General features: G+C 67.6%; 18 protein-coding genes. 2 read left to right on the top strand and 16 right to left on the bottom strand.

Annotation, left to right across the window (positions count from 1 at the left end; all coding sequences use genetic code 11):
- Nucleotides 1-152: 152 nt before the first annotated feature.
- The 4 genes from dtd to thiD form a co-directional block, all read right to left on the bottom strand.
- A complete protein-coding gene (gene dtd / locus IEI94_RS06020) occupies nt 153-590 on the bottom strand; it encodes a D-aminoacyl-tRNA deacylase (protein ID WP_191166421.1) in 438 nt (145 codons plus the stop codon).
- Between the two features lie 41 nt (nt 591-631).
- Nucleotides 632-1,213: a chalcone isomerase family protein gene (locus IEI94_RS06025; protein ID WP_191166422.1), complete on the bottom strand. Its 582-nt coding sequence runs from the start codon at nt 1,211-1,213 to the stop codon at nt 632-634.
- Between the two features lie 82 nt (nt 1,214-1,295).
- A complete protein-coding gene (locus IEI94_RS06030) occupies nt 1,296-2,141 on the bottom strand; it encodes a universal stress protein (protein ID WP_191166423.1) in 846 nt (281 codons plus the stop codon).
- Between the two features lie 92 nt (nt 2,142-2,233).
- Entirely contained in the window at nt 2,234-3,046 is an 813-nt protein-coding gene (gene thiD, locus IEI94_RS06035) for a bifunctional hydroxymethylpyrimidine kinase/phosphomethylpyrimidine kinase (RefSeq protein ID WP_191166424.1), read from the bottom strand.
- Nucleotides 3,047-3,111: 65 nt separating this feature from the next.
- Here thiD and IEI94_RS06040 point away from each other — a divergent pair, with 65 nt between their 5' ends.
- Nucleotides 3,112-3,543, top strand: coding sequence for a YqaA family protein (locus tag IEI94_RS06040; protein WP_191166425.1), 432 nt, complete (start codon nt 3,112-3,114; stop codon nt 3,541-3,543).
- A 6-nt stretch (nt 3,544-3,549) separates the two neighbouring features.
- On the opposite strand, the gene IEI94_RS06045 is transcribed toward IEI94_RS06040, so the two are convergent.
- The 5 genes from IEI94_RS06045 to IEI94_RS06065 form a co-directional block, all read right to left on the bottom strand.
- Nucleotides 3,550-4,953, bottom strand: a complete 1,404-nt coding sequence (locus IEI94_RS06045; protein ID WP_318153369.1) for a TRAP transporter large permease subunit — start codon at nt 4,951-4,953, stop codon at nt 3,550-3,552.
- 9 nt (nt 4,954-4,962) lie between these two features.
- Nucleotides 4,963-5,514, bottom strand: a complete 552-nt coding sequence (locus IEI94_RS06050) for a TRAP transporter small permease subunit (protein WP_191166426.1) — start codon at nt 5,512-5,514, stop codon at nt 4,963-4,965.
- A gap of 132 nt (nt 5,515-5,646) precedes the next feature.
- Nucleotides 5,647-6,462, bottom strand: a complete 816-nt coding sequence (locus IEI94_RS06055; protein ID WP_191166427.1) for an endonuclease/exonuclease/phosphatase family protein — start codon at nt 6,460-6,462, stop codon at nt 5,647-5,649.
- Between the two features lie 2 nt (nt 6,463-6,464).
- Nucleotides 6,465-7,112 (bottom strand): thiol:disulfide interchange protein DsbA/DsbL, encoded by a 648-nt coding sequence (locus IEI94_RS06060; RefSeq protein WP_191166428.1) that lies wholly within the window; start codon nt 7,110-7,112, stop codon nt 6,465-6,467.
- A gap of 189 nt (nt 7,113-7,301) precedes the next feature.
- A complete protein-coding gene (locus tag IEI94_RS06065; RefSeq protein WP_191166429.1) occupies nt 7,302-7,922 on the bottom strand; it encodes a c-type cytochrome in 621 nt (206 codons plus the stop codon).
- Nucleotides 7,923-8,199: 277 nt separating this feature from the next.
- Here IEI94_RS06065 and yihA point away from each other — a divergent pair, with 277 nt between their 5' ends.
- Nucleotides 8,200-8,808 (top strand): ribosome biogenesis GTP-binding protein YihA/YsxC, encoded by a 609-nt coding sequence (yihA, locus tag IEI94_RS06070; protein WP_191166430.1) that lies wholly within the window; start codon nt 8,200-8,202, stop codon nt 8,806-8,808.
- On the opposite strand, the gene IEI94_RS06075 is transcribed toward yihA, so the two are convergent.
- Genes IEI94_RS06075 through argH form a run of 7 tightly spaced genes read right to left on the bottom strand, consistent with a single transcriptional unit; the run spans nt 8,805 to nt 14,866 of the window.
- Nucleotides 8,805-9,542 carry an HAD family hydrolase gene (locus IEI94_RS06075; protein ID WP_191166431.1) on the bottom strand — a complete coding sequence of 246 codons (738 nt, stop codon included), beginning with the start codon at nt 9,540-9,542 and terminating at the stop codon, nt 8,805-8,807. The two genes, yihA and IEI94_RS06075, sit on opposite strands and share 4 nt — an antisense overlap.
- A 10-nt stretch (nt 9,543-9,552) precedes the next feature.
- Nucleotides 9,553-10,464, bottom strand: a complete 912-nt coding sequence (locus IEI94_RS06080) for a tyrosine recombinase XerC (RefSeq protein ID WP_191166432.1) — start codon at nt 10,462-10,464, stop codon at nt 9,553-9,555.
- Nucleotides 10,461-11,177, bottom strand: a complete 717-nt coding sequence (locus IEI94_RS06085) for a DUF484 family protein (RefSeq protein ID WP_191166433.1) — start codon at nt 11,175-11,177, stop codon at nt 10,461-10,463. The genes IEI94_RS06080 and IEI94_RS06085 overlap by 4 nt, the downstream gene beginning before the upstream one ends.
- A gap of 38 nt (nt 11,178-11,215) precedes the next feature.
- Nucleotides 11,216-12,049, bottom strand: a complete 834-nt coding sequence (gene dapF / locus IEI94_RS06090) for a diaminopimelate epimerase (RefSeq protein WP_191166434.1) — start codon at nt 12,047-12,049, stop codon at nt 11,216-11,218.
- A complete protein-coding gene (gene lysA, locus IEI94_RS06095) occupies nt 12,049-13,320 on the bottom strand; it encodes a diaminopimelate decarboxylase (RefSeq protein ID WP_191166435.1) in 1,272 nt (423 codons plus the stop codon). The genes dapF and lysA overlap by 1 nt, the downstream gene beginning before the upstream one ends.
- Before the next feature lie 2 nt (nt 13,321-13,322).
- A complete protein-coding gene (lptM, locus tag IEI94_RS06100; protein ID WP_191166436.1) occupies nt 13,323-13,472 on the bottom strand; it encodes an LPS translocon maturation chaperone LptM in 150 nt (49 codons plus the stop codon).
- The gene (argH, locus tag IEI94_RS06105; RefSeq protein WP_191166437.1) at nt 13,469-14,866 is read right to left on the bottom strand and encodes an argininosuccinate lyase; all 1,398 of its coding nucleotides are present in this window, start codon (nt 14,864-14,866) and stop codon (nt 13,469-13,471) included. Before argH ends, lptM begins: the two co-directional genes overlap by 4 nt.
- Nucleotides 14,867-14,949 lie beyond the last annotated feature (83 nt).

The following is a 14,949-nucleotide window of genomic DNA, read 5'->3' on the forward strand; positions in this document are numbered from 1 at the left end:
TGTCCGTCGGGTCACAACATAATCCCTCACGAGTGACCCTCGCTCGCCATCCCTGGCGAGCGCCGGACGTTGCTTCGTTTGCACCAGCAATCCGGGGTATATGTCGCTTTTGCGCTTCCCCGGCTCTGCCCATGCAACCGTCGTTGGCGCTCTCAGCTCTCCAGCAGAAAGGTCACCGGCCCGTCGTTGATCAGCGCCACCTGCATATCGGCGCCGAACTCGCCGCAGGCGACCCGCGGCCAGCTCGCCTGGGCGCGGGTCAGCAGGTAAGTGAACAGTCGCTCACCCTCGGCGGGCGGCGCGGCGCTGGAGAAGCTCGGGCGCAGCCCCTTGTGGGTGTCGGCGGCCAGGGTGAACTGCGAGACCAGCAGCAGCCCGCCCTCGGCCTGCTGCACATTGCGGTTCATCTTGCCCTCGGCGTCGCTGAACACCCGGTAGTGCAGCAGCTTGTGCAGCAGCTTGTCGGCGCGGGCCTCATCGTCACCCTTCTCGACGCCGATCAGCGCCAGCAGGCCGTGGTCGATAGCGCCAATGGTCTGGCCGTCGACCTCTACGCTGGCGCGGCGTACGCGTTGAATCAATGCTCGCATGCGGGCTCCTGTGGCGGTGGTCGGCGCGCCAGTATAGCCGCTCAGCGCCCCAGCAGGGCGTCGCGGAAATCGCGGCGCAGCGGGTTGCTGCCCAACCAGATGCCGAACAGGGCGTTGGCCAGTGCCAGATCATCGCTGCGATAGAGCGTCTCGGCGTTGAGCGCCAGACGCAGCTCGCTGCCGTCCCAGCTCAGCGCGTAGCGGTCGCCGGGCGCCACGTCGCGGTAGGCCTGATTGAAAGTCTCCAACTCGTCACTGAGTCGGGCAAAGGCCTCGGCATCCAGGGTGTCGCGCAGCGTCTCGCGGGTCGCCTCGGCGAAATCATCGGCCTCGATGGCGTGGAAGTACTCCAACTCCAGCCGCTTGGGAACGTTGGACTGCGGCGCCGGGGCGCTGGCGGTTTCGTCCTGGTAGTAGGCGCCGGCGTAGGCGTTCCACACCATATAGCGGAATACACCGCTGCCCAGCAGAACGTAGCGAGTGCCGTTGTCTTCGAGCTGGGTAGCGAATTCGGCACCGCGCACCTCGATCCGCGACTCGCTCTGGGCCAGGGCAACCGGGCTGACGGTTAGACACAGGATCAATATAGCCGCAGCGACGCGGAACAGGGTTGCGGGGCGCATGGGAACTCCATCGGCAGGGTATGATCCCCTACAGACCTCTCCTCTTCGTATAGGTTCTGTGCCGTTTTGGCGGGGCGCTAGGCTACCAGGCGCGACACACCATTACATCGCAGTGCGGCTCTGCCAGAAGCTGTTCGGTGAGGTGGCCCTGACGGCCCAGCGGCCCGCGGCTACCCAGCGCCAGCAGATCCGGCGGCTGGCGGCGCAGGCGATTCAGCAGCACCTCCAGCGGATCACCCTGCTCGAGCTCGAGGCGGACCTCGGGCACGGCATCGAACTCGCCCATCAACTGGTCGATCTCGCGCTCCAGTTGCTGGCGCAGTCGCGCTACCTCGCTATCTCGCCACTGCGCATAGTGGTTGTCCGAACCGAGTTCGCGCTCACCGGGGATATTCCAGGCATGCAGCAGCGTGACGCTGGCCTCGGGGAAGCGTTTGAGGGTCTCGCGCAGAGTGTGGCGGCAGGCCAACGAGAAGTTGACCGGCACCAGGATATCCTGCCAGGTCTGGGTGGCCACATGGCTCACCGAGAGCACCGGGCAGGGCGCGCCGCGCAACACACGGGCCAGGGTGGTGCCGCCGACTAGGTCGAGTTGGCCGCGTTTGCGGTGGGCGCCGAGCACGATCATGTCGGCCTTGCGCTCGTGGGCCTCGCGGATGATCTCGGCATAGGGCGCGCCGGCCACGGTCTGCAGCAGGGTAGCCGGCTCGGCGAGGGCGTAGTCCTCGCGCAGGTCGGTCAGGATGCGCTGCATCTCCTCGATCACCAGCGGCTCGATATCGCGCAGCGCCTGGTGCGGCAGATGGGGGTCGAGCACGTGAATGACATCGAGGCGCGCGCCGCTCTCGTTGGCCATGCGCAGGGCGCGGGCAAAGGCGGCGCGGTTCTCGGCGGACAGGTCGCAGGCAAACAGCAGGGTGTGGGCCATGAGCTTCCCTCCCTCGATGCGGGTCACGTGGCGCCGGTGGCGCCGTCACTCACCAGCATGGTGCCAGTTGCCCAAGCCTGCAAGCAGAGGGTTCACCACCAGGCGTGAAAGTGGTGCACCGGGCCGCGGCCGCGGCCGACCCGCAGCCGCGCACTGGCGGTGAGCGCCTCGCTCAGCCACTGCTTGGCGGCGCCGACCGCCGCGGGCAGATCGTCGCCGCGGGCCAGGCAGGCGGTGACCGCCGACGACAGCGAGCAGCCGGTGCCGTGCAGGTTGTCGGTGGCGATGCGCGGGCCGTCGAGCCAGCGCGCGCCGCCGGCCTCGGCGAGCAGGTCCGGGCAGCGCTCGCCGCGCAGGTGGCCGCCCTTGAGCAGCACATAGGGGGCGCCGAGGCTGCTCAGCGCTGGCAGCATCGCCTCCATCTCGTCGGGGCTGGTCGGCGTGCTGCGCGCCAGCAGGACCGCGGCCTCCGGCAGGTTGGGGGTGATCAGGTCGGCCAGCGGGACCAGGATGTCGCGCACTGCGGCAATACCGGCATCGTCGACCAGCACGTCGCCGCTCTTGGCGACCATCACCGGGTCGAGCACCACCCAGCGCGGGCGGTGGCGTGCAAGCGCCTCGCGGATCACTTCGGCGACCTCCAGGCTGGCCACCATGCCGATCTTCACCGCGTCGATCTCGACGTCGTCGAACAGGGTGCGGAGCTGGGTGGCGATAAAGTCGGCAGGCACCGGGTGAACGCCGCGCACGCCCTGGGTGTTCTGGGCGGTCAGCGCGGTGATCACGCTGGTACCATAGGCGCCCAGCGCCGAGAAGGTCTTGAGGTCGGCCTGAATGCCGGCGCCACCGCTGGGGTCGGAACCGGCAATAGTCAGGGCATTGGGAATCGTAACGGGAGCGGTCATGGCAAAGGTGTCAGGGTGGTGGAGTCAATGAAGGCTAGGCTACTGCAGTCAATGGGGTGGGCGCCATGCTGAGCCTGTTCGTGGTGGCGCTGGTCAGCGCCACCCTGCTGCCCGGTGGCTCTGAGGTGTGGCTGGCACGCCAGTGGTGCCTCGGCCAGCCGGCGCTGGCGCTGTGGCTGGTGGCCACCAGCGGCAACACCCTGGGCAGCTTGATCAACGTCTGGATGGGCCGCTACGCGCGGCGCTTCCAGAATCGACGCTGGTTTCCCGCCAGTCCGGCCGGGCTGGCCCGCGCTGAGCGCTGGTACCACCGCTTCGGCGAGTGGAGCCTGTTGCTCTCCTGGGCGCCGCTGATCGGTGACCCGTTGACCGTGCTGGCCGGGGTGTTCCGGCTGCCGTGGTGGCGGGCCATCCTGCTGATCACTATTGCCAAGGGCACCCGCTACGCGGTGGTGCTCTACCTGGCCCACGCCTGGCTGGCGCCGCTGTGCCAGTAACGCTTGCTACAGCACCGAGGGCAGCCAGGTGGCCAGCGCCGGGAACAGCGCCAGCGCTCCCAGCATCGTCAGCTGCAGCAGGATAAACGGGATCACGCCGCGGTAGATGGCGGTGGTCGGCACCGAATCCGGGGTTACGCCGCGCAGATAGAACAGCGCGAAGCCGAAGGGCGGCGTCAGGAACGAGGTCTGCAGGTTGATGGCGATCATGATCCCCAGCCAGATTGGATCGACGCCCATGGCCAGCAGCACCGGCCCGACGATCGGCACCACCACGAAGGTGATCTCGATAAAGTCGAGAATAAAGCCGAGCAGGAAGATCACCAGCATCACCACCAGGGTGGCACCGATCACCCCGCCGGGCAGCGCCTCGAACAGGTCGGTGACCAGGTGCTCGCCGCCGTAGGCGCGGAACACCAGCGAGAACAGCGCCGCGCCGATCAGGATCAGAAAGACCATGCTGGTGACGTGGGTGGTGGTGCGCGCCACGTCCTTGAGGATGGTAAACGACAGTCGACGCTTGGCGAGCGCCAGTAGCAGCGCGCCGAAGGCGCCCACCGCCGATGCCTCGGTGGGGGTGGCGAAGCCGCCGAGGATCGAGCCCAGCACCGCGACGATCAGCAGTACCGGCGGCACCAGCCCCTTGAGCAGCAGCGGCCACAGGCTGCCGCGATAGTCGAGTTCGCGCATCAGCTCCTGGCGGTCGGCGGGCGGTGCGGTCTCGGGCTTGAGCCAGGCCACCGCCGCCACATAGAGGATATAGGCCACCACCAGGATCAGGCCGGGGATCAGCGCGCCGATAAACAGGTCGCCCACCGACAGGGTGCGTGGGCTCCATACGCCCATCGACAGCTGGGCCTGCTGATAGGCGTTGGAGAGCACGTCGCCGAGCAGCACCAGGGCGATCGACGGCGGGATGATCTGGCCCAGGGTGCCGGTGGCGCAGATGGTGCCGGTAGCCAGCGCCGGTGAGTAGCCGCGCTTGAGCATGGTCGGCAGCGATAGCAGGCCCATGGTCACCACGGTGGCGCCGACGATCCCGGTGGAGGCGGCCAGCAGCATGCCGACCAATATCACCGAGATGCCCAGTCCGCCGCGCAGCGCCCCGAACAGCAGCGCCATGGCGTCGAGCAGGGTCTCGGCGACCCGCGACTTCTCGAGCAGTACCCCCATCAACACGAACAGCGGCACGGCCAGCAGCGTCTGGTTGGTCATGATGCCGTAGAGGCGGTTGGGCATGGCCGACATGTAACGCCCTTCGAAGGGCACCGCCACGCCCAGGCTCTGCAGTGCAAAGCCGAGGCCGGCGAAGGCCAGTGCGGTGCCGGCCAGCGACAGCGCCACCGGGTAGCCCAGCATCAGGACGCCGCATACGGCGAAGAACAGCAGGAACGGCATATAGATGAGCACGGCTTCCACTTACAGTATCTCCTCGTGCTCGTGGGTCTTCTCGGCGGGCAGACGTCCGCGCAGGATCAGCACCTGACGCCAGGCCTGGGCGATGCCCTGCAGCAGCAGTAGCAGGCACATCAGCGGAATTAGCGTCTTGAGCAGGAACACCGCCGGCAGGCCGCCGTCGGAGGAGCGCTCGAGGATCGCCCAGCTGCTGGCCACATAGCGCAGGCTGCCGAGGCCCAGGAACAGCACCACCGGAATCAGCAGCAGCAGGGTGCCGAACAGCTCCACCCAGGCCCGGCCGCGGGGCGACATGCGACGATTGAAGACGTCGACGCGCACGTGGCCGTCATGCTTGAGGGTGAAGGCGGCGGCGAGCATGAACACCATGGCGTGCATATACATCACCGACTCCTGCATGACGATGCTGTGCACGTTGAATAGATAGCGCATCACCACGATGGCGAATTGCACCAGCATCATCACCAGTACTAGCCAGGCAATGCTGCGGCCGATCACCTCGGTGAAAGCATCGAGTCGGGATAGCAGCACCGGCTCGCGAGTCGCGCGGCTCATGGGACCTCTCAACGGTAAACGGTTGTTCTAGCGTGGCGCGACATGATCGCCGATTATGCGCACAAAATCACCCACCATCGCTCTGGGGCGAGCCCCCTCGACCTGCCCCAGGCGTCCCTTGGTTGGGGCGGCTCACCCCGTGGACTTGATGCGGCCCAGGGCCTGCTGGCAGGCCAGCGGCAGGGTCAGATCGACGGCGATCGGCAGGTGATCTGAGAACAGCTGGTCGAGGACCCGCACCTCGGTGGTGGCCAGCGATGACGAGAGCAGGATGTGATCCAGCGCTCGGCGCGGCTGCCAGGAGGGGTAGCTGGGCAGCGGCATGACCGGATGCAGCGGCAGCGAGCGGCAGAAGCGGTCGTGGGTGTGCAGCTGCTCGGGGGTGCAGTTGAGATCGCCCATTACCACCACGTGACGCAGCGGCGCGATGATCTCGCTGAGATAGTCGAGCTGGCGCACCCGCGCGCGGTGGCTCAGCGCCAGGTGGGCAACGAACAGGTGCAGCGCATCTGGGCCCTCGCCATAGCTGGCGTGGATGGCGCCGCGCCCGGGCATGGTGCCGGGCAGGCGGTGCTCTTCGATACGCGCCGGTGGCAGCCGCGACAGCAGGCCGTTGCTGTGCTGGGCAAAGCGCCCCAGGTTGCGGTTGAGCTGCTGGAAGTGGTGCGGGAAGCCGCCGCGGCTGGCCAGGTACTCGACCTGATTGACGTTGCCGGAGCGGAAGCTGCCGCCGTCGACCTCCTGCAGGCCGACGATATCGAACTTGCCGAGCACCTCGCTCATCAGATCGAGGCGCCCGGCGCGCTTGGGATGGGGCAGGAAGTGCTGCCAGCTACGCGTCAGGTAGTGATGATAGGCCGAGGTGTGAATGCCGACCTGCAGATTGAAGGTCAGCAGCCGCAGGTGGCTGGCATCGTGGGGACGATGCAGGACATCGGCCTGGCTCACGGTTACTGGCTCCGTTCTTCACGCACCTTGCTGATCAGTGCATCGGCGACCTGGGGCATGTTCTCCAGACTGCCGGCACTCGACGGGCTGACCACGTAGCGGCCGTCGACGACCAGTGCGGGGACGCCCATCAACTCCATGGCACGCATCCGTGAATGGGCCTGGTTGACCTGGCTGCGTACGCCGAAGGAGGTCAGTGCCTGGTGCGCCTCGTCTTCGCTGACGCCGTAGTCGCTGAAGAAGGCGGCGATGTCGTCGTCGTCAGTGAGCGAGCGGCCCTGCTCGTGAATGGCATCGAAGATGTCGGCATGGATCTCGTCGATGATGCCCAGTTCCTCGGCGGCGTAATAGACGGCCGCATGTTTGTTCCAGTCGCCGCCCATGGTGGCCGGCATATGGATCACCGCGACGTCCTCGTCGAGCTCCTCGATCCAGGCATTGAGGCTGGGCTGCAGACGATTGCAGTGTGGGCAGCCGTACCAGAACACTTCGGTGACCTCGATCATGCTGATCTCGGTCATGTCCTCGTCAATGCGGGTATCCACGGCCTTGTCGAGGACCTCGTAGTGCTGGCCTTCGACCACGTCCTGGGCCGCAACCAGGCCGGACAGGCCGAGACCGGCGACGGCTACCATCAACGTCTTGAACATGCGTAGATTCTCCTTGGCACATGGGGCGTAGGGCCCGGCAGGTCGGGCGCCATACTTTGAACGGCTCGACCGATCAGGGTTCCCGACGCATGATGCAGCAAATCGTCATGCGGTAAAACGCTGGAGGCGGCCACTGGCCGCCTCCGCAGTGCCTGTCACGGCGAGGCGTGACAGTGTGTCGCAGGTGGCTCAGTCGTGCAGGCCGTAGAGGTAGTTGGCCACCGCTTCCATGTCGGCATCGCTCATCTTGGCGGCGATGTCGCGCATCATGTTGTTGGGATCGTTGCTACGCTCGCCGGCAGCGAAGTCCTGCAGCGTCGACACAGTGTAGTCGGGGAACTGACCGGAAAGGCCCGGGTAGACGGCGCTGCCGATGCCCTCGCCGCTGGGGGTGTGGCAGGCGGCACAGGAGGGGATACCCTTGGCCATGTCGCCGCCACGGTAGAGCTCTTCGCCGCGTGCCAGCAGCTCGGCATCATCGTCGGCTTCGCCGATATTGATGTTCTGCTCGGCGTAGAAGGCCGCCACGTCCCAGGCATCCTGGTCGGAGTAGTCGTCGACCTGACCGGCCATCTGGGCAACCACGCGATGGCCGTCGCGGATATCCTTGATCTGCTTGGCGAGATAGGAGGCCTGCTGTCCCGCCAGATGCGGGAAGGAGGCCGACGGGCTGATGCCCTCCTGGCCGTGACAGGCGGCGCAGGTGCCCGCCAGCTCCTGACCGGCGGCCGGATCCCCTTCGATTTCTTCTGCGTGGGCCACGCCAACGGCGCCCATGGTAATTGCCAGGCTTGCCAGTAACTTTCTCATCGCTAATTCACTATGCCGTTTCGTTGTTTACCGGTACGCACCCTGGGTGCCGCCCGGGCCCGCGGTGACCGCAGCCGAGCCCGCCAGTCGCGCGACAGCCATGCCGTAAGCGGGCAGGTCGCTGTCGACGAGAGCACGGTGGTACACTAGCGTGCCCCAGGTCGCAGACAAAAGACACCGCATTATAACGAATCCGCCCGATAACGTGAATGCGGCTGCACTGCGCTGTGCGCCATCAATCGTCGTATACCGGCCCCAGACAGGATCTCTCTGCCTCATGTCGCGCCTCAATTATCAGACTGCCCGCTTCCTCACCAGTGCCCCTACCCTGGCACAGTGCCCACCCGATGCCGGTGCCGAAGTCGCCTTCGCCGGCCGCTCCAACGCCGGCAAGTCGAGCGCGATCAACGCCTTGACCCAGCAGAAGGCGCTGGCGCGAACCTCCAAGACGCCCGGGCGCACTCAGCTGATCAATTTCTTCTCGCTGGTTGGCGGTGAGTCCCAGCGGCTGGTCGACCTGCCCGGCTACGGCTTCGCCAAGGTGCCGGAGAAGGTCAAGCTCGAGTGGCAGCGCCACCTTGCCGACTATCTGCAGCGCCGCCAGTCGCTGCGCGGCCTGGTGCTGGTCATGGACGTACGCCATCCGCTCAGCGAATTCGATGAGATGATGCTCGGTTGGGCCGACGAGCAGGACATGGCGGTGCATATCCTGCTGACCAAGGCCGACAAGCTGAAGAGCGGCGCGGCCAAGAACGAGCTACACAAGGTGCGCGGGAGGCTGCGCGAATGGGAGGACCTGGTCAGCGTGCAGCTATTCTCGTCGCTCAAGCGCGAGGGTGTCGATGAGGCCCAGGCCAAGCTGGACGAATGGCTAGTAGCTGACTAGTCGAGGCGCGCCAGCAGCGCTGGCAGCTCGCTGACATGACGCAAGCGATGCACCCCCGGCGGTAGCCGGGCGGCCCCCTTGTCGTGGATGTCGATCCACGCCACCTGCATGCCCAGCCGCTGAGCGGGCAGAACATCCTCGCGCCACGAGTCGCCGACGTGCAGCGCCCGCGACGGTCGACTGCCCAGGCGTGCCAGGGCGGCCAGGAAGGGGCGCGCATCGGGCTTGGGCGCGAGCATCTCGCCGGCGGCAATGGACACCCTGAAATGCGCCGCGATCGGCAGCCGGGCGATGTCCACGTTGCCGTTGGTGATGCTGGCCAGTCGGTAGCGCCCGGCCAAGGCCGTGAGCAGGGCATCGACCTCTGCATAGGGTTCCACCTGATGCCGCAGGGCCATAAACCGCTCCATGGCGCGGGCCGCCCAGTGGCTGGCGTCGTCCTGGCCGAGGCCGTACTCCATCAGCAGCTCGGTCAGGGCGCGCTGGCGAATCCAGGTGAAGTCGCCGCGCCGCAGGGGGTGTGCGCGAGCGAGCTGCTGGCGTCGGGCGACGAAGCTCTCCAGTGGGAAGCGTTCGGTGAAACCGGCTCGGGGCGTCTCGCTAGGAGGGGACAGCCAGGCGGTCAGGGCCTCGTCGAGCCAGGCGTAGTGGCCAGTTTCGGTCTTGACCATCACCTGATGGTTGTCCCACAGGGTGTCGTCGAGGTCGAAGGTCAGCGTATCGATGGGCGGCATGGCAGGCGTCTCAAGAACTGGAGTCGGGGGTGTCACGGCGGCGCTTGGCCCGCGGGTGGGCGGCGTCGTAGCTGGTGGCCAGATGCTGCCAGTCGAGGCGTGTGTAGACCTGGGTGGTGGAGAGGTTGGCGTGGCCGAGCAGCTCCTGCACCGCGCGCAGATCCTGGCTCGATTCCAGCAGATGACTGGCGAAGGAGTGGCGCAGGCGGTGGGGGTGGAGGTGCTCCGGCAGGCCGCGTTCACGCGCCAGCGCGGCGAGGCGCAGTTGGATCGCCCGATGACCCAGGCGGCGCCCGCGCTGGCCGACGAACAGTGCCGCCTCGTCGCTGGCGGCGAGCTGGCCGCGCACCGCCAGCCAGGCCTCCAGGGCCTGACGCGCGCGCTTGCCCACCGGCACCTGGCGCGGTTTGCTGCCCTTGCCGATGACCCTGACCCGCTGGGCCTGGAGCTGGTCGATATCCAGTGCGGCGAGTTCGGCGAGGCGCAGGCCGCTGGAGTAGAGCAGCTCGAGCATGGCCTGGTCGCGACACGCCAGGGGCGAGTCGTCGTGGGGGGTATCGAGAAAGCGGCCGAGCAGGTCGACATCCACCGGGCGCGGCAGGTGGCGCGGCTGGCGCGGCGCCTGGGTCAGGCTTACCGGATTGTGGGCCTGCAGGCCGCGGCGCACCAGATGGTCGGCAAAGCGCGACAGCGCGGCCCGGCGTCGCGCCAGGCTGCGCGGCGCCAGGCCGCGGCTGCGCTCGGCACCGAGGAAACGGCGCACCAGTGCCAGATCGAGGGCACTCCAGGCATCGAGCCCGGCCGCGTCGGCAAAGCGCGTCAGCGCCTCCAGGTCGCGGCGATAGGCATCGACGGTGGCCGGGCTGGCGCTGGCGGCGAGCTCGGCCAGAAAGGTCTCGATCTCGCCGAGGAGGGCACTCACTCCGCGCTCCCGTGGCGGATCAGCAGGCGTGCCACCACGTCGCCGAGGTACTCGGTGAACAGGGTGTCGAGGCTGGCGCGGAAGTGCTCCGGGTCGCTGCTGGCCAGTACCAGATAGCCCAGCGGTTCGCCCAGCGACAGTCGGGTAATGGCGCAGGAGCCAGGCTGTTCCGGTGGCGGCAGGTGCGGCAGGAGGCGCTTCCAGTCGGTGGCGGTGAGCCGCGTGCAGCGGCTGGTGCGGCCGTCGAGCAGTGCCGCGAGGCGGGTACTGGCAGCATCGTCGAGCACATGGCGTGGCGCTTGCGGCGGCCGCGGCTCGCGGTCGGTGAGGCTCGCCGGGCACCATAGCGCCACCGCCGGGGTGCGAAAACGCTCGGCCAACTGAGTGGCCAGGGCCTGGCCCATGGCATCGTTGTCCTCGGCCTCGAGCAGCGCCAGCACCATTTCACGGATACGCCGGTACTGAGCCTCGTTATGACGTGCCGACTCGAGCAGCTGCTCCAGCCGCCATTCGGCGCTTTCGGCACGCTCACGCAGGTCGTGAACCAGCCGCTCGAGCAGCGAGGTGGCGCCCCGCGTCTCGGGGTGCGGCACCTTGAGCTGCTGTAGCAGGCCCTCACGGCCGACGAAGAAGTCGGGGTGTCGCGCCAGCCATTCGGCGACGCGCTCGGGGGCCAGCGTCTGGCGCGGTTCGGGGACCGGGGCTCGGGCCATGCGGGACTCCTTCTATCGCTGCAGAATGGACGAGATGCTCAGGTCAGCGCCACCCGGCCGTCGAAGACCCGGGTCGCCGGGCCGGTCATGGTCAGACTGGCGTCGCCACCGGACCAGTCGATGCTCAGGGTGCCGCCTGGCAGGTGCACGGTCACCGGGCTCTCCAGCAGGCCCTGGCGGATGCCCCAAGCCGCCGCCGCGCAGGCGCCGGTGCCGCAGGCCAGGGTCTCGCCGCTGCCGCGCTCGAAGACCCTCAGGCGGATTTCGTGAGGCGAGACGATCTGCATGAACCCGACGTTGACCCGCTGTGGAAAGCGCGGGTGGTGTTCGATGAGGGGCCCCAGGCGTGCCACCGGCGCGGCATCGACGCTGTCAACGCGGAGAACTGCGTGAGGGTTGCCCATCGACACCGCGCCGATCTCGAGCGACTCGCCGTCGACCTCGAGCGGGTAGTAGGGCCGCTCCTCGGCGGCGTCGAAGGGAATCGCCTGGGGCGCAAAGCGCGGCGCCCCCATGTCGACGCTGACCTGGCCGTCGTTTTCCACCGTCAGGGTCAATGGGCCGCCGCAGGTCTCGACGCGAATCTCATGCTTGTGGGTCAGGCGCTGGTCGCGGACGAAGCGCGCGAAGCAGCGCGCACCGTTGCCACAATTCTCCACCTCGCTGCCGTCGGCGTTGAAGATCCGATAGCGGAAATCCATGTCCGGGTCGTGGGGCGGCTCGACGATCAGCAGCTGGTCGAAGCCGATGCCGAGGTGACGGTCGGCCAGCTGACGAATCTGCTCGTCGCGCAGTCGCGCACGCTGGGTGACCAGATCGACGACCATGAAGTCGTTACCCAGCCCATGCATCTTGGTGAAGTGCAGCAGCATCAGCGCGCCTCCTCGGGCAGCAGCGCCTCACCGGCCCACAGGTCGCTGAGGCGCTCGCGGCGACGTACCAGGTGGAGCCGGTCGCCGTCGACCATGACCTCGGCGGGCCGCGGGCGGCTGTTGTAGTTGGAGGCCATCACGAAACCGTAGGCGCCCGCCGAGCGGACCGCCAGCAGATCGCCGGCGGCGATCGCCAGCTCACGCTCCTTGCCGAGGAAGTCGCCGGTCTCGCAGACCGGGCCGACTACGTCAAAGGTGCCGGTGTCACGCGGCTGGCGGGTATCCACCGGCAGAATCGCCTGCCACGCCTGATAGAGCGCCGGGCGGATCAGGTCGTTCATGCCGGCGTCGACGATGGCGAAGCTCTTCTCCTCGCCAGGCTTGAGAAACTCGACCCGGGTCAGCAGCACCCCGGCGTTGGCGGCGATCGAGCGGCCGGGCTCGAACAGCAGCGTCAGCGGCGCGCCCTGCTGCCACTGGGAGAGCCGCTCGAGCAGCGATGCGGCGTAGTCGAACGGTGCCGGCGGGCGTTCGTCGCGGTAGGGCACGCCGAGGCCGCCGCCGAGATCGAGGTGCTCGACCTCGATGCCGCGGGTCTTGAGCTTGTCGAGCAGCAGTAGAAGCCGGTCGAGGGCGTCGAGAAATGGCGCCAATTCGGTAAGCTGCGAGCCGATATGGCAGTCGAGCCCGACCACCTTGACGTTGGGCAGCGCCGCGGCGCGCTCATAGACCGTCAGCGCCTCGTCCACCGGGATACCGAACTTGTTGGCCTTGAGGCCGGTGGAGATATAGGGGTGGGTCTTGGCGTCGACGTCGGGATTGACCCGCAGCGACACCGGCGCGACCTTGCCCAGTCCGCCGGCCACGGCGTCGAGGCGCTCCAGTTCCGGCAGCGACTCGACGTTGAAGCACTTGATGCCCACCTCGAGCGCTCGGGCCAGCTCGTTCTCCTGCTTGGCAACGCCTGAGAACACCACCTTGGCGGGGTCGCCGCCGGCGACCAGCACCCGCTCCAGCTCGCCCACCGAGACGATGTCGAAGCCGGCGCCGAGGCGGGCCAGCAGGCCCAGCACCGCCAGGTTGGAATTGGCCTTGACCGCGTAGCAGATCAGATGCGGATGGCTGCCCAGCGCCTCGCTGTAGGCGCGGAAATGGCGCTCTAGGGTGGCCCGGGAGTAGACGTAGCAGGGGGTGCCGAAGCGCTCGGCGACCTGCACCAGCGGTACCTCTTCGGCGTACATCACCCCGTCGCGGTATTCGAAATGGTCCATGCTCAGCTCTCGTCGTCGGGGGTGGTGGCCTCGGCCGGGTCGCCGTAGCGCTCGGCGGCCTGGCGGTCGTCGGGCAGATAGAGCGGCCCCTTCTGGCCGCAGCCGGCGACCAGCAGCAGCGTCACGGCGAGCAGGGCGGCGCGCGCGATCATGCCGGCCTCCGCGCCAGGTCGTCGCGGGCGCGCTGGGCGGCGGCGCGCACCTGATCCGGTGCGGTGCCACCGATATGGTTGCGTGCCGCCACCGAGCCCTCAAGGGTCAGTACCTCGAAGACATCGTCGCCGATCTCGTCGGAGAACTGACGCAGCTCGTCGAGGCTCATCTCGGAGAGATCCTTGCGCTGCTCGATGCCGTAGGCCACCGACTGGCCGACGATCTCGTGGGCGTCGCGAAAGGCCACGCCCTTGCGTACCAGGTAGTCGGCCAGGTCGGTGGCGGTGGAGAAACCGCGCCGCGCGGCGTCACGCATGTTGTCGGGTTTGGCTTCGATGGCCGGGATCATGTCGGCGAAGGCGCGCAGGCAGCCCTTGACGGTGTCGAGGGTGTCGAACAGCGGCTCCTTGTCCTCCTGGTTGTCCTTGTTATAGGCCAGCGGCTGCGATTTCATCAGCGTCAGCAGGCTGATCAGGTGGCCGTAGACGCGGCCGCTCTTGCCGCGCACCAGCTCCGGCACGTCGGGGTTCTTCTTCTGCGGCATGATCGACGAGCCGGTGCAGAAGCGGTCGGGGAGGTCAATGAAGTCGAACTGGGCGCTGGTCCACAGCACCAGCTCCTCGCTCATCCGCGACAGGTGCATCAGCAGCAGGCTGGCGAAGGCGGTGAACTCGATGGCGAAGTCGCGATCGCTGACCGCGTCGAGGCTATTCTCCGCCGGGCGGTCGAAGCCCAGCAGCTCGGCGGTGACGTGGCGATCGATGGGGTAAGTGGTGCCGGCCAGTGCGGCGGCTCCCAGCGGCATCACGTTGACGCGCTTGCGGCAGTCGGCGAGGCGCTGCTGGTCGCGGGCGACCATCTCCTGCCAGGCCAGCAGGTGATGGCCAAAGGTCACCGGCTGGGCGGTCTGCAGATGGGTGAAGCCGGGCATGATGGTGTCGGCCTCGCGGCTGGCGAGTTCGATCAGGCCTTCGCGCAGGCGGCTCAGTTCGGCGTCGACCACGTCGATCTCGTCGCGCAGGAACAGCCGAATGTCGGTGGCTACCTGGTCGTTGCGCGAGCGGCCGGTGTGCAGCTTCTTGCCGGTGATGCCGATCTTGTCGGTCAGGCGTGCCTCGATGTTCATGTGCACGTCTTCCAGCGGCACCGACCAGGCGAACTCGCCGCGGGCGATCTCCTCGGCGATCTCGCCGAGCCCGCCAATGATGGCATCGCGCTCGGCTTCGCTAAGCACGCCGACCCTGGCCAGCATGGTGGCATGGGCGATGGAGCCGCGGATATCGTGCTCGGCGAGGCGCTGGTCGAAGTCCACCGAGGCTGTGAAGCGGGCGACGAAGGCGTCGGTGGGCTCGCTGAAGCGGCCGCCCCAGGACTGATTGGTAGGCTTGGTCATCGGGCTGGACATCCTGCAGTGATCTTGTCGGCGGTTATACGGTCAAAGACACGCGCTCATGGCCGCAAAGTGTAACAGAGTCG

This window comes from Halomonas sp. ML-15, assembly GCF_014779595.1.
Classification (GTDB): domain Bacteria; phylum Pseudomonadota; class Gammaproteobacteria; order Pseudomonadales; family Halomonadaceae; genus Franzmannia.